The sequence below is a fragment of the Burkholderia savannae genome, assembly GCF_001524445.2.
In the GTDB taxonomy this organism is placed as follows: Bacteria; Pseudomonadota; Gammaproteobacteria; order Burkholderiales; family Burkholderiaceae; genus Burkholderia; species Burkholderia savannae.
Genome location: NZ_CP013418.1, coordinates 59,755 through 73,673 on the forward strand (window position 1 = coordinate 59,755; position 13,919 = coordinate 73,673).

Below are 13,919 nucleotides of genomic sequence, written 5' to 3' on the forward strand. Positions count from 1 at the left end.
ACGCCGCTCCTCGCGGCGCGCAAGCGCTGCTTGCCGGACAGGGTTGGCCGACCGGCCGACCCCGGGCAATTTACATCGGGCAGGTCGGGCGAGTTACTATCCGTCCGGCTGGGCCGTGCAATCGTCGCACCGGCCGCGGCGACGCCCACGGACCTGCCCATGAAGATCATCCGCAGCAAGAGTTTCACCGCGCCGCGCGCGTGGGGCGCCGTCGACATCGCCAACATGCGCGGCATCACGACCCGCCTGCATTGGACGGATCAGCCGTACAAATGGCACGTGAACGACGGCGAGGAGGTGTTCGTCGTGCTCGACGGCCAGGTCGAGATGCGCTATCGCGACGCCGGCGGCGAGCAGGTGGCCGTTCTCGACGCGGGCGACATTTTCTTCGCGTCGACGGGGACGGAACACGTCGCGTGCCCGATCGGCGAGGCGCGGATTCTCGTCGTCGAAACCGAAGGCAGCGTTTGAGGTCCGATCGGGATGGCCAGGTCGCGATTCGCGGTGCGCTGGCCCGGTCGAGCGCAGCGCGGCCGGGCGCGGTTCGTCCCGATGCATGTCGGCCCCATGCGGCCGGTTGCGGCCCGGTTCGCAGGACGCGGCTCGGCATGACGCGGTGTGGCCGGACGCCGTTCGGCGTGACGCAGCCTCGCCTGCCCGGCCGGGCTCGATATGGCCTGGTCGGACTCGGGGCGGCTTGCGCGGCTCGGCCCGATGCGATTTGGCCGATCGCGCGCGAAGGTCGGAACGGTGGGGCGCGTGGCCGCAGTGAAGTGAATTGATGGAGGTACGCTTGAGAAGAATTCTGTTCGTCGAACGGCCCGACGTGGGCTGGACGGTGCGCGCGATGCTCGTCGCGGCGGGCGCGGCACTCGTCGGCGGTTGCACGGTGACGCCGTGGACCGATTCGTGGCAACCGACGCACGTGCCGCAGCAGCCGGCGCCACGCGCATCGTCCGGCGTGCTGGCCGGCTATTACCGTGTGAATTCGGGCGATACGCTCGCGAGCATCGCGTCCGCGTTCGGGCAGCGCACGCTGGATATCGCGAGCTGGAACCACCTGGCGCCGACCGACATGTTGGCGCCCGGCCAGGTGCTGCGCGTCGCGCCGCCGCCGAGCACGACGACGCTTGCGCCGCCGCCCGCCGCCGCGCAGCCGGAAGCGGCTGCGCCGGCGCTCGCGTGGCCCGCGCACGGCACCGTGACGGCGCCGTTCGGCGCCGGCAAGAACCACGGAATCGTAATCACGGCGACGGGCGGCGACCGCACGGTGCGCGCCGCCGCGCCCGGGCGCGTCGTGTATGCAGGATCGGGCGTTGCCGCCTATGGTCCGCTCGTGATCCTGAAGCACGAGAACGGGCTCATCACCGCGTACGGGCACAACGAGAAGCTGCTCGTCAGCGAGGGCGACGCGGTGAGCGCGGGCGAGCCGGTTGCGGAGATGTCGACCGACGCGAGCGGCCGCTCGACGTTCGAGTTCGAAGTGCGGCGCAACGGCAAGGCCGTCGATCCGCTCGGGCTGCTGCCACGTAACGGCTACTGAACGGCCGCGCGCGCCGCTAGCCGAGCGGAGCGCGGCCTGCTTCGCGGCGCTGCCGCGTCGGGCCGGCGATCCGCGGCGCGCGAATGCGCGGCAACGTCGTCAGGCGTGCTCCGTCTGCGGCGCGAGCGAGCCGGCACGGTTGCCGAGCAGCACGATCAGCGCGGCGAATCCGAGGCTGCCCGCCGCGATCGCGCCGCTGTACGCGGCGACCATCATATAGCCGTGCGTGCGCGGATCGACGAACGGATACGGATACCAGTCGATGAGCGCGCCGCGCACGAGCGTATAGCCGAGATACGCGACCGGAAACGCAAGCCAGCGCGCGAGCTGCGACCAGTCGATCCGCACGCGCGGCGCGACGTACAGCCAGTCGAGAAACACCGCGACCGGTATGATCCGATGCAAGATCCAGTTCGTGTAATAAGGCGTCGCGTGATGCACCGCGTCCAGATGCGCAAGCAGCAACTCGTAGACGATGCCCGTGATCGCCATGTAGAGCACGACGGCGCCGCGCGCGGACTCGTATCGTCGTGACGGCGGCTTCGCCGCGAGCCACAGGCCCGCGAGCAGCACGATGGCCGTGTACAGGCTGCTGAGTTGGGTGAAGTAGCTAAGGAAATTGTCGAGCCGAAAGGTCGGCGCGTTCCATCTGAGTGCGATGCTATGGCACGTCGCGGAAAGGATCAGCCCGCAGCCAGCGAGCCTGTAGGCTGAGACAAAAGCGGCTTTCTGCATGATGGGGCCTTGCGTGTTGCGATGACGCGGGCGTCGTGGCACAACCGTGCCCGACCGCTCGAATATTGAATCGAGAATAGTTCAAGCATCGCTACGCCGACATGCGGCTCTACCCGAGCCTGAGCGTCATGCGAGCGGCGATCCTCGGCCCGCGATCGCGCGGAAACTTGATTCAGCCGCATGGCCCACGCATCGCGCGTCATTACAATCCGATGACGTCGCGCGCGATACGGCGCGCGATGCAGTGGTCCCCCTCAATACGAACGAGACGAATCATGAATCGCATCCTTGCCGGCCAGGCGCGCTACAACCGTCCCGCCGTCTTCTTCCATTGGGCGATCTTCCTGCTCGTCGCGCTCGCGTATCTCGCGATCGAGGTGCGCGGGCCGAAGGGCACCGACAGCCGGGTGTTCTGGTCGAACGTCCATTACCTTGCCGGCGCGCTCGTGCTGGCGTTTGCGGCGCTGCGGATCGTCTGGCGCTTCGCGAGCCGCGCGCCGGACGAATTGCCGCAGCCGGCGTGGCTCGCGCTGCTCGCGAAGCTCGCGCATCTCGCGCTGTACGTGTTCATCGTGGCGCAGCCGCTTCTCGGCATCATGACGCTGAACTTCGGCGGCAAGCCCGTGACGCTCGCATGGATCGACTGGTCGTTCACGCTGTTCAGCCCGAATCCGGGCCTGCGCCCGGCGATCAAGGAAGCGCACGAATTGATCGGCAACGTGTTCTATTACGTGATCGGCCTGCACGCGCTCGCCGCGCTCTGGCATCACTTCGTGAAGCGCGACGAGACGCTGCGCAGGATGACGTTCTGACGCGCTTGGTCTTCACGGCGCGCATCGTTGCGGATGCAACGATGCGCGTGCGCGGCTGGCGCGCAGCCGCAGCCGCAGCCGCCCCGCAGCCGCCCCGCAGCCGCTGCAGCCCCGCACCCGCACCCGCACCCGCACCCGCACCCGCACCCGCACCCGCACCCGCACCCGCACCCGCACCCGCACCCGCGACTGCACCTGCACCTGCACCTGCGACGGCGACGGCGCCTGCGCCTGCGGCGGAGACCGCGACCGCGACCGCGACCGTTTCGCGCTATCCAAGCCCGCAAACATTCTGTAACATTCGGGCGGCTTTACATTCCCTTTACGCAACACCGCGCCATGTCCAACCGATTCCGCAAACTGACTGCCTGGCTGGGCATGCTTGCGATCTGGTTGGCGATCGTCGCGCCGCTCGTCTCGCAGGCGAACGCGCGGCTCGCCGCGCGTTCCGATGCCGTGATCTGCGGCGACGAGCACCACGCTCGGGCGGCCGAAGCGGGCGTCGCGCCGGGCGATGCAGCGCACGGCGGCGCGCACCATGCGCTGCATCTCGACGCCTGCGGATATTGCGCATTCTTCGCGCACGGCCCGGCGATCGGCGTGGCCGCGCCCTCCGTCTTCTCCGCGCACGTGGCGGCCGTCGCGCCGGCCGTCTTCTCTCGCGCAGTCGAGCCTTCGCTCGAGCGCTACACGCGCGCCTATCCGCGCGCCCCGCCGAAAGACGCCTGAACGCCTGATTTCATTTCCATTCATGCCGTCCCCGCATCCGTTCGATCCGACGATCGCGCGGAAGGGGCGTCTTTCGAGTTTCGATTCATGACATCCAAGTTCTTGTGTCACGCGCACGCCGCGCGTGGAGACCGTGCGCGCCGCCGGCGGCGCGCGATCAGCCTGACCGTCCCCGCGCTCGCGGCGGGCGCCTTCCACCTCGCGCCGGCCGTCGCGCAGACGGCCGGGCCGGGACACCGGCACGATGCGGCCGGCGCGACGAGCAGCACGACGAGCAATACGCCGACCAGCACGCCGGCGGACGCGCTCGTGCTGCCGACGATCGAGGTCGTCGCGGCGCCCGAATCGACGCCGCTCGTCGTCGTCACCGATCCGAAAACGCCGCGCCAGCCGCTGCCCGCGAGCGACGGCGCCGATTATCTGAAGACGATTCCCGGCTTCGCGTCGATCCGCAGCGGCGGCACGAACGGCGATCCGGTGCTGCGCGGGATGTTCGGCTCGCGCCTGAACATCGTCGCGAACGGCATGCCGACGCTCGGCGCGTGCCCAGGCCGGATGGACGCGCCGACGTCGTACATCGCGCCCGAGAGCTATGACAAGGTGACGGTCGTCAAGGGGCCGCAGACCGTCTTGTACGGACCGGGCGCGTCCGCCGGCACGGTACTGTTCGAGCGCGTGACGCCGCGCTTCAAGACGCCGGGCATGCGCTTCGAGGGCAGCGTCGTGGGCGGCTCGTTCGGGCGCAACGACCAGAACGTCGACGTGACGGCCGGCACGCCGGACTTCTACGGCCGCGTGAGCGCGAACCACGCGCATTCGCAGGATTACGAGGACGGCAACGGCCGCACGGTGCCGTCGCAGTGGGACAAATGGAATGCCGACGCGGCGCTCGGCTGGACGCCCGACGACAACACGCGGCTCGAGTTGATGGCGGGCACGGGCGACGGCTACGCGCGCTACGCGGGCCGTGGGATGGACGGCGCGCACTTCCGGCGCGAGACGTTCGGCTTGAAGTTCGACAAGAAGCACATCGGCGACGTGCTCGACCGGATCGAGGCGCAGGTCTTCTACAACGAAGCCGATCACGTGATGGACAACTACACGCTGCGCATGCCCGATCCGACGAGCAGCATGCCGATGCGCATGGCGTCCGAAGTGCGTCGCCGCACGCTCGGCGCGCGCGTCGCGGCGACGCTGCGCTTCACCGACGCGTTCAAGCTCGTGACAGGCGTCGACGCGCAGTCGAACCGCCTCGATTCGCGCTCGGCGATGGGAATGCAGAACTACGGCGACATGCCGTGGAATCCGCAGGCGAACATGTGGAACGCGGGCGCGTTCGGCGAGCTGACCTGGTATGCGAGCGATGCGTCGCGCGTGATCGGCGGCGCGCGAATCGATTACGCGGCTGCGCGCGACAAGCGCGCGATGATCAGCGGCATGATGATGAGCATGCGCAACCCGACGTTCGACGATCTGCGCTCGCGCGTGCTGCCGAGCGGCTTCGTGCGCTACGAGCGCGATCTCGCGTCGCTGCCCGTCACGTGGTACGCGGGAATCGGTCACACGGAACGCTTTCCTGATTATTGGGAACTGTTCTCGGCGAAGCGCGGGCCAGCCGGATCGGTCAACGCGTTCTCGGCGATCGAGCCCGAGAAGACGACGCAGCTCGACGTCGGCGCGCAGTACAAGAGCGACAAGCTGGACGCGTGGGTGTCCGCGTATGCGGGCTACGTGCAGGATTTCATCCTGTTCGACTACGCGACGGGCCCGATGGGGCAGACGACCCAGGCGACGAACGTCAACGCGCAGATCATGGGCGGCGAAGTCGGCGCTTCGTGGCGACCGCTCGCGCCGTGGCGCTTCGATGCGTCGCTCGCGTATGCGTGGGGACGCAACGTGCAAAGCGGCGCGCCGCTGCCGCAGATGCCGCCGCTCGAAGCGCGCTTGGGCGTCGAATACTCGCGCGGGCCGTGGTCGGCGGGCGGGTTGTGGCGAGTCGTTGCGCCGCAACATCGCTATGCCCTGAACGAGGGCAACGTCGTCGGCAAGGACTTCGGCCCGAGCGCCGGTTTCGGCGTGCTGTCGCTGCACGCGCAGTACAACGTGAGCAAGGCGGTGCAGATCTCGGTCGGCATCGACAACGTGCTCGACAAGGCTTATGCGGAGCACCTGAACCTCGCGGGCAACGCCGGCTTCGGCTACCCGGCGAACATGCCCGTCACGGAGCCCGGCCGCACCGCCTGGGTCCGCTTGAGCACCAAGCTCTAAGCTTTCGCCGGTCCCTTCCTTTCCCCCGCATCGCGGTGCAGCATCCGCGATGCGGGCGGTCTACCCGCTTCGCATCGCCGCTAGCGTCAATCGATTAGAGAGCCGCGTCTAACCGACGGAAAATTTTCGTTAGGCATGCTTCACTCCGTTAGCCGACGCAGGGGGGGCGTTCGTTTAAATCGTCAAAGATCGTCATCGAGCCCTAGGCAGCATCGTTGGGCCGTGCAACTGTGTCGGCGTGCGGGCTGCGTCTTCGCGCGGTGCGAAACGTAGTCATGCGAACAGAAGCGATATCCCCATCCGATACGATTCAAACAACAGGAGACGTACATGGCCAGATCGATGCGATCCAAAGCAGTAGCGGCAGCCGTTGCATTCGCGATGAGCGCGGCGCCCGCCGCGAGCATCGGAACCTTCCTCTCGCTTGCAGGCATGCAATCCGCCGCGGCGGCGACGACAGCCGTGGACACCTACGCGGCGACCAAATACCCGATCATCCTCGTGCACGGCCTGACCGGCACCGACAAATACGCGAACGTTCTCGAATATTGGTACGGCATCCAGGAAGATCTGCAGGCGCACGGCGCGACCGTCTACGTCGCGAACCTGTCCGGCTTCCAGAGCGACGACGGGCCGAACGGCCGCGGCGAGCAATTGCTCGCGTACGTGCAGCAGGTGCTCGCCGCGACGGGCGCGTCGAAGGTGAACCTGATCGGCCACAGCCAGGGCGGGCTCACCTCGCGCTACGTTGCTGCGGTCGCGCCGCAGCTCGTCGCGTCGGTGACGACGATCGGCACGCCGCATCGAGGCTCGGAGTTCGCCGACTTCGTGCAGACCGTGCTGGCTTACGATCCGACGGGCCTGTCGTCGTCGGTGATCGCCGCGTTCGTCAATGTGTTCGGCATCCTGACGAGCAGCAACAACAACACGAACCAGAACGCGCTCGCCGCGCTGAAGACGCTCACGACAGCGCAGACCGCAACCTACAACCAGAACTATCCGAGCGCGGGGCTCGGCGCGCCGGGCTCGTGCCAGACGGGCGCGCCGACCGAGACGGTCGGCGGCAACACGCATCTGCTGTATTCGTGGGGCGGCACGGCGATTCAGCCGACGGTGTCGATTCTCGGCGTGACGGGCGCGACCGATACGAGCACGATTCCGGTCGTCGATCCGGCGAATGCGCTCGATCCGTCGACGCTCGCGATGCTCGGCTCCGGCACGGTGATGATCAATCGCGGTTCCGGCGCGAACGACGGACTCGTGTCGCGTTGCAGCTCGCTGTACGGCCAGGTGCTCAGCACGAGCTACAAGTGGAATCACCTCGACGAGATCAATCAGCTGCTCGGCGTGCGCGGCGCGTATGCGGAAGACCCGGTTGCGGTGATCCGCACGCATGCGAACCGGCTGAAGACGCAGGGTGTGTGATCGATGAAGGGTGAAGGCGGCATCGCGCGACGCGTCGCGCTCTATGGGGCGGCCGGCGTCGTTGCGGCCGGCGCGGTTTGGTACGTCGTCGGCGCGCCGGCGAAGCACGATGCCGGCGCGGCCGGCGTCGCGCCCGCCGCCGCCGCGTCGGCGCCCGCCGTCGCGGCGGCGGGCGCCGATGCGGGTTCCGGCGCGAACGCGCTGCCGAAGTCGCTGGCGGGCTCGTCCGCGCCGCATCTGCCGCTCGATGCGCAAGGCCATCTCGCAAAAGTGCGCGCGGTGCGCGACTTCTTCGATTACTGCCTGAGCGCGCAGAACGAGCTGAGCCCGCAGGCGCTCGATGCGCTCGTCTCGCGCGAGATCGCCGCGCAGCTCGACGGCACGGTCGCGCAGGGCGAGGCGCTCGACGTGTGGAAACGCTATCGCGCATATCTTGCCGAGCTCGCGAAGCTGCCGGACGGCGGCGCGCCCGGCAACAAGTTCGATCTCGCGACGATGCAGCTCGCGCTCGATCAGCGCGCGTCGATCGCGAGCCGCACGCTCGGCGACTGGAGCGCGCCGTTCTTCGGCGCCGAGCAGCAGCGGCAGCGCTACGATCTCGCGCGGTTGAGGATCATGCAGGACGCGTCGCTGACGGATGCGCAGAAGGCCGCGCGCCTCGCGGCGCTCGAGCAGCAGTTGCCGCTCGATCAACGCACCGAGCTCGCGCGTGAAAAGCAGCAGAAGGATGCGATTGCGCAGATCGCGCAACTGCAGAAGTCGGGGGCGTCGCCCGACGAAATGCGCGCGCAGCTCGCGCAATCGCTCGGCGCGCAAGCCGCGGATCGCGTCGCGAAGATGCAGCAGGCGAATGACGCGTGGCGTGCGAAGTACGACGAGTATGCGGCGCAGCGCGCGCAGATCGATGCGCAGAATCTGGCGCCGCAGGATCGCGACGCGCAGGTCGCGCAGCTGCGGCAGCGCTATTTCACGGAGCCGGGCGAGGCGCTGCGCGCGGCGTCGCTCGATCGCGGCGGCGCGGCGACGCAGACGCAATAGCGCGTCGGGCACGCGCGCATGCGGCATGCGCGCGTGCGTGTGCGCATCCCTCGTTCGAGAGCGGGGCGCGCGCGTGCCCGGTTATGCCGCGTCTGCCGCGCATCACGCGCATCACGCACATCACGCACATCACGCACATCACGCGACACGCCGCTTCCCGCTTCGATCCAGATGCACTTCGATTGTTTGCGCGAGCGTATCGAACGCAGGCGCGATCCGCTCGTTCGGCACGCACGCATAGCCGAGCAGCAAGCCCTCGCGCGCCGTCTGCGCATGGTTGTAATACGTGGTGAGCGGACGCACGATCACGCCCGCGTCGAACGCGGTTTGCGTGATCGCACGATCATCGCAGCCGTTCGGCAGTCCGATCACGAGGTGCAGGCCCGCTTCGTCGCCCATCACCGGCAGCGCGTCGCCGAAGCGCGCGCGGATCGCATCGATCAGCAACTGCCGGCGCTCGCCGTACAGCGCGCGCATCCGGCGCACGTGCGACGTCAGATAGCCGTCCATGATGAACTCGGCGAGCACCGCCTGTTGCATCAACTGTCCTTCGCGATACAGCTCGGACAGCCCCGTCCTGAACGTTTCGACGAGATGCTCGGGCACCACCATGTAGCCGAGCCGCAGGCTCGGGAACAGCATCTTGCCGAGGCTGCCGACGTAGATCACGCGGCCCGCGTCGTCGAGCCCCTGCAGCGACGCGAGCGGCCGGCTGCCGTAGCGGAACTCGCTGTCGTAATCGTCCTCGATGATCCAGCATTGATGCTGCCGTGCATATTCGAGCAGCATCCGCCGCCGTGCGAGGCTCATCACCATGCCGAGCGGATATTGATGCGACGGCGTGACGAGCGCGAGCCGCGGCGGATGCTTCAGGTCCTGCGCGCGCGGCGCGAGCCCTTCGTGATCGACGGGCACGGGCGCGAGCACGAGGCCCGCCGCTTGCAGCACGCTGCGCACGCCCCAGTAGCATGGCTCCTCGACCCACGCGCGATCGCCGACGTCCGCGAGGAGCCGCACCGACAGGTCGATCGACTGATGAATTCCGGTCGTGATGATGATCTGGTCGGGCGAGCATTTGACTGAGCGCGCGACGCGCAGATAGTCCGACAGCGCCCGGCGCAGCGGCCGGTAGCCGCCGCCCGGCGCGTAGGTGAGCAGCTCGGGATTCGCTTCCTTCCACAGCCGCGCCTGCAAGCGGCTCCACGTGCGCGCCGGAAACTCCGACACGTCAGGCACGCCCGGCATGAACGCCCCCCACTGGCGGCGCGACACGCCCGCGTGCTCGATGAGCTGCGCGCCGCGCGTCGACAGCGCGCCGTGCGCGCGCTGCCGCGCGGCGAGCGACTCGTCCGACGCGTGCGCGTGCGCGCCGGCTTGTGCGCGCATCGCCGCGGCGTCGGGGCGCGTATCGGCGACGTAGGTGCCGCTGCCCGTCGTCGTCAGCACGTAGCCTTCGGTCGTCAACTGGTCGTACACGTGCAGCACGGTATTGCGCGCGATCGCGAGATCGGTCGCGAGCGTGCGCGAGCTCGGCAGCTTGGTGCCGGGCGTGAGCTCCCCCGACAGGATCGCCTGCTGCATCAAGCGCAGCAGTTGCCGGTACATCGGCTCGGCCGAGTGCCGCTCGAGCCGCGCGGCGAGCCAGTCGGAGAGGATCACGGTGTCCAAAGTGGTTCTACCGAAAATATTGAAATGGTTCCCTATTGTAGGACCGTGTGCGCCGTATAGTGAATCGCATCTCGAAATATCGAGCCAGGACGAAAAGGGGACGGGACGATGAAGACCGATGATGCGATCGTCAGCTTTCGCGGCGTGCGCAAGACCTACGACGGCGAAACGCTCGTCGTCAAATCGCTCGATCTGGACATCCGGCGCGGCGAATTCCTGACGCTGCTCGGGCCGTCCGGCTCGGGCAAGACCACGTGCCTGATGATGCTCGCGGGTTTCGAATTCCCGACGGGCGGCGAGATTCGCCTCGACGGCGAGCTGCTGAACCACGTGCCGCCGCATAAGCGCCACATCGGCATGGTGTTCCAGAATTACGCGCTCTTTCCTCATCTGACCGTCGCGCAGAACGTCGACTATCCGCTGAGCGTGCGCCGGATGCCCGCCGCCGAGCGCAAGACGCGCGTCGCCGCCGCGCTCGAGATGGTGCGGATGGAGCGCTTCGCGAAGCGCTATCCGGCGCAGCTGTCGGGCGGCCAGCAGCAGCGGATCGCGCTCGCGCGCGCGCTCGTGTTCGAGCCGAAGCTCGTGCTGATGGACGAACCGCTCGGCGCGCTCGACAAGCAACTGCGCGAACACATGCAGTACGAACTGAAGGCGCTGCACGAAAAGCTCGGGCTGACCTTCGTCTACGTGACGCACGATCAGGGCGAGGCGCTGACGATGTCCGATCGCGTCGCGGTGTTCGACAAGGGCGTCGTGCAGCAGCTCGACACCGTCGATCGGCTCTATGAATCGCCGTGCAACGAATTCGTCGCGAATTTCATCGGCGACAGCAACCGGCTGCGCGGCACCGTCGCGAGCGTGAACGGCGAGTTCTGCGAATTCCGGCTCGACGACGGCACGCGTCTCGTCGGCCTGAACGCAGGCAGCGCGCAAGCGGGCGCGGCGGGCGTCGCGTGCATCCGCCCCGAGCGGATGAGCGTCGCGCCGGGCGGCGGCCGCGCGGCGAACGGTGCGGCAAACGCGCTGTCCGGCGAAGCGCGCAGTCTCATCTACTTCGGCGACCACGTGCGGATGCGCTGCGCGCTGCCGGGGCAGGACGAATGCTTCGTCAAGGTGCCGCTCGGCACGGGCGCGCTCGACGCGTTCACGCCGGGCGCGCCGATCTCGCTCGAGTTCCGGCCCGAGCATCTGCGGGTTTTCGCATGATCGCGAGGCCGCGCGCCACGCATCGCGTTTCGCACAACAACCACGCTTCATCACCTGTCACGAGAGGAAACATCATGGACCACACGTTCTCCACGCCGCGCCGCGCGGTCGCGCTGCTGTCGCTCGCCGCGTTCTGCACGGCGGCGGGCGCGGCCGAGCTGACCGTCGTCAACTTCGGCGGCGCGAACGGCGACGCGCAGAAGGCCGCGTTCAACCAGCCGTTCGAGAAGGCGACCGGCAACAAGGTCACGACCGTCGAGTACAACGGCGAGCAGGCGAAGGTGAAGGCGATGGTCGAGGCGAAGCACGTGAACTGGGACGTCGTCGAGGTCGAATCGGGCGATCTGAATCGCGGCTGCGACGAAGGGCTGTACGAGAAGCTCGACTGGACGAAGATCGCAAAGCAGTCCGATCTGATTCCCGAATCGCCGCAAACGTGCGGCGTCGGTTTCTTCGTCTGGTCGACGGCGCTTGCGTACAACGCGGACAAGCTGAAGAGCGCGCCCGCCGGCTGGGCCGATTTCTGGGACGTGAAGAAATTCCCGGGCAAGCGCGGGATGCGCAAGGGCGCGCGCTACAACCTCGAGTTCGCGCTGATGGCGGACGGCGTCGCGCCGAAGGACGTCTACAAGGCGCTCGCGACGAAGGCGGGCCAGGACCGCGCGTTCAAGAAGCTCGACGAGCTGAAGCCGAACATCCAGTGGTGGGAGGCGGGCGCGCAGCCGCCGCAGTTTCTCGTCGCGGGCGATGTGGTGATGTCGACCGCGTACAACGGCCGGATCGGCGCCGCGCAAAAGGAAGGGAAGAACCTCAAGGTCGTCTGGAGCGGCAGCATCTACGATCTGGACTACTGGGCGATTCCCAAAGGCTCGCCGAACAAGGCGCTCGCCGAGCAGTACATCGCGTACACGCTCTCGCCTAAGCCGCAGCAGGCCTATGCGCAGCACATCTCGTACGGCCCCGCGAACGTCGCCGCGATCAAGGCGCTCGACGCGAAGACGCTTGCGAACCTGCCGAATTCGCCGGCGAACGGCAAGAACGCGGTACTGCAGAACATCACGTTCTGGACCGATCACGGCGACGAGCTCGAGCAGCGCTTCGCCGCGTGGGCGTCGAAGTGACGGCCGCATGAGCCGATGAAGCCACCGGCCGCGCGCGCCGCGATCATGGTGCGGCGCGCGCGGCGTTCCTTCGAACGGCGTTTCGGCCGGAGACAACCGTTGAATACGATGACGATCGCTACGCAGTCGGCGCCGCCGGCTCAATCGCTCAAGCGTGAACTGAAAGCGGCCGAGGCCAGGAAGCGCGCGACGGCGCTCTTGCTCGTCGCGCCGCTCGCGATATTCCTGCTGCTCGTGTTCGTGGTGCCGATCGGCGCGCTGCTCACGCGCGCCGTGCAGAATCCCGAGATCGCGACCGCGCTGCCGCACACGGTGGCCGCGCTGTCGAGCTGGGACCGCAAGGCGCCGCCCGCCGATGCCGCGTACGCGGCGCTTGCCGCCGACCTCACGCGGATCGCCGACGGCGAGGCGATGGGTGCGCTCGCGCGACGCCTGAACACCGAGATTCCCGGCTATCGGTCGCTCGTCGCGAAGACCGCGCGCGCGATGCCGTTGACGCGTGACGCAAACGCGCCGCTCGCGCCGGCCCAGGTACGCGCGAAGCTGATCGAGCTCGACGAGCGCTGGGGCGATCCGGCGTACTGGCAGGCGATCGCGAAGAACGGCAGCCGCTATTCGCCGTTCTATCTGCTCGCGGCGCTCGACCACCGGCAGGACGGCTTCGGCAGCGTCGTGCCCGCCGATCCCGATCAAGCGATCTATCTCGCGATCTTCGGCCGCACGCTGCTGATCGGCTTCGCGGTCACGCTGTTCGCGCTCGCGCTCGGTTATCCGCTCGCATACTGGATCTCGACGTTGCCCGAGCGCCGCGCGAATCTCGCGATGATTCTCGTGCTGATTCCGTTCTGGACGTCGGTGCTCGTGCGCGTGGCCGCGTGGATCGTGCTGCTGCAAAGCGAGGGGCTCGTCAATCGCGCGCTGATCGACGTCGGGCTGATCTCGCAGCCGCTCGCGCTGCTGTTCAATCGCGTCGGCGTGTACATCTCGATGACGCACATCTTGCTGCCGTTCATGATCCTGCCGCTCTACAGCGTGATGAAGTCGATTCCGCCGAGCTATCAGCGCGCGGCCGTGTCGCTCGGCAGCCATCCGTTCGCCGCGTTCTGGCGCGTGTACGTGCCGCAGACCTATCCGGGCGTGGGCGCGGGCGCGCTGCTCGTGTTCATCCTCGCGATCGGCTACTACATCACGCCCGCATTGCTTGGCGGTCCGAATGATCAGATGGTCAGCTACTACGTCGCGTACTTCACGAACGTGACGATCAACTGGGGGATGGCGTGCGCGCTCGGCGGCCTGTTGCTCGCCGCGACGCTCGTGCTTTACGCGGTGTACGGCCGCTTCACGCGTTCGCAACCGAGCCTCGGTTGAGCG

General features: G+C 67.9%; 12 protein-coding genes. 10 read left to right on the top strand and 2 right to left on the bottom strand.

Features of this window, described 5'->3' with window-relative positions; all coding sequences use genetic code 11:
• Nucleotides 1-159: 159 nt before the first annotated feature.
• Nucleotides 160-471, top strand: a complete 312-nt coding sequence (locus WS78_RS21035; protein WP_059576346.1) for a cupin domain-containing protein — start codon at nucleotides 160-162, stop codon at nucleotides 469-471.
• Nucleotides 472-793: 322 nt separating this feature from the next.
• Nucleotides 794-1,543 (top strand): peptidoglycan DD-metalloendopeptidase family protein, encoded by a 750-nt coding sequence (locus WS78_RS21040; RefSeq protein WP_186448652.1) that lies wholly within the window; start codon nucleotides 794-796, stop codon nucleotides 1,541-1,543.
• Nucleotides 1,544-1,642: 99 nt separating this feature from the next.
• On the opposite strand, the gene WS78_RS21045 is transcribed toward WS78_RS21040, so the two are convergent.
• On the bottom strand, nucleotides 1,643-2,278 hold the full coding sequence (locus WS78_RS21045; protein WP_038743460.1) for a Pr6Pr family membrane protein: 636 nt from the start codon (nucleotides 2,276-2,278) through the stop codon (nucleotides 1,643-1,645).
• A gap of 275 nt (nucleotides 2,279-2,553) precedes the next feature.
• On the opposite strand from WS78_RS21045, the gene WS78_RS21050 reads away from it, so the two are divergent.
• From WS78_RS21050 to WS78_RS21075, 5 genes are all read left to right on the top strand, one after another.
• Nucleotides 2,554-3,090, top strand: coding sequence for a cytochrome b (locus WS78_RS21050; protein ID WP_038743462.1), 537 nt, complete (start codon nucleotides 2,554-2,556; stop codon nucleotides 3,088-3,090).
• A gap of 339 nt (nucleotides 3,091-3,429) precedes the next feature.
• A complete protein-coding gene (locus WS78_RS21060; RefSeq protein ID WP_059576339.1) occupies nucleotides 3,430-3,819 on the top strand; it encodes a DUF2946 domain-containing protein in 390 nt (129 codons plus the stop codon).
• Nucleotides 3,820-3,906: 87 nt separating this feature from the next.
• Nucleotides 3,907-6,087, top strand: coding sequence for a TonB-dependent copper receptor (locus WS78_RS21065; protein WP_059576336.1), 2,181 nt, complete (start codon nucleotides 3,907-3,909; stop codon nucleotides 6,085-6,087).
• A 330-nt stretch (nucleotides 6,088-6,417) separates the two neighbouring features.
• On the top strand, nucleotides 6,418-7,512 hold the full coding sequence (locus WS78_RS21070; RefSeq protein WP_059576334.1) for an esterase/lipase family protein: 1,095 nt from the start codon (nucleotides 6,418-6,420) through the stop codon (nucleotides 7,510-7,512).
• Nucleotides 7,513-7,515: 3 nt separating this feature from the next.
• Entirely contained in the window at nucleotides 7,516-8,550 is a 1,035-nt protein-coding gene (locus WS78_RS21075) for a lipase secretion chaperone (protein WP_038743470.1), read from the top strand.
• A 138-nt stretch (nucleotides 8,551-8,688) separates the two neighbouring features.
• Here WS78_RS21075 and pdxR read toward each other — a convergent pair whose 3' ends face one another.
• A complete protein-coding gene (pdxR, locus tag WS78_RS21080) occupies nucleotides 8,689-10,218 on the bottom strand; it encodes a MocR-like pyridoxine biosynthesis transcription factor PdxR (RefSeq protein ID WP_059576330.1) in 1,530 nt (509 codons plus the stop codon).
• Nucleotides 10,219-10,326: 108 nt separating this feature from the next.
• Between pdxR and WS78_RS21085 the strand changes: the two genes are divergently transcribed.
• From WS78_RS21085 to WS78_RS21095, 3 genes are all read left to right on the top strand, one after another.
• On the top strand, nucleotides 10,327-11,427 hold the full coding sequence (locus WS78_RS21085; RefSeq protein ID WP_059576327.1) for an ABC transporter ATP-binding protein: 1,101 nt from the start codon (nucleotides 10,327-10,329) through the stop codon (nucleotides 11,425-11,427).
• A gap of 74 nt (nucleotides 11,428-11,501) precedes the next feature.
• On the top strand, nucleotides 11,502-12,548 hold the full coding sequence (locus tag WS78_RS21090) for an ABC transporter substrate-binding protein (protein WP_059576324.1): 1,047 nt from the start codon (nucleotides 11,502-11,504) through the stop codon (nucleotides 12,546-12,548).
• Nucleotides 12,549-12,656: 108 nt separating this feature from the next.
• The gene (locus WS78_RS21095; protein ID WP_038743858.1) at nucleotides 12,657-13,916 is read left to right on the top strand and encodes an ABC transporter permease; all 1,260 of its coding nucleotides are present in this window, start codon (nucleotides 12,657-12,659) and stop codon (nucleotides 13,914-13,916) included.
• Nucleotides 13,917-13,919: the final 3 nt, after the last annotated feature.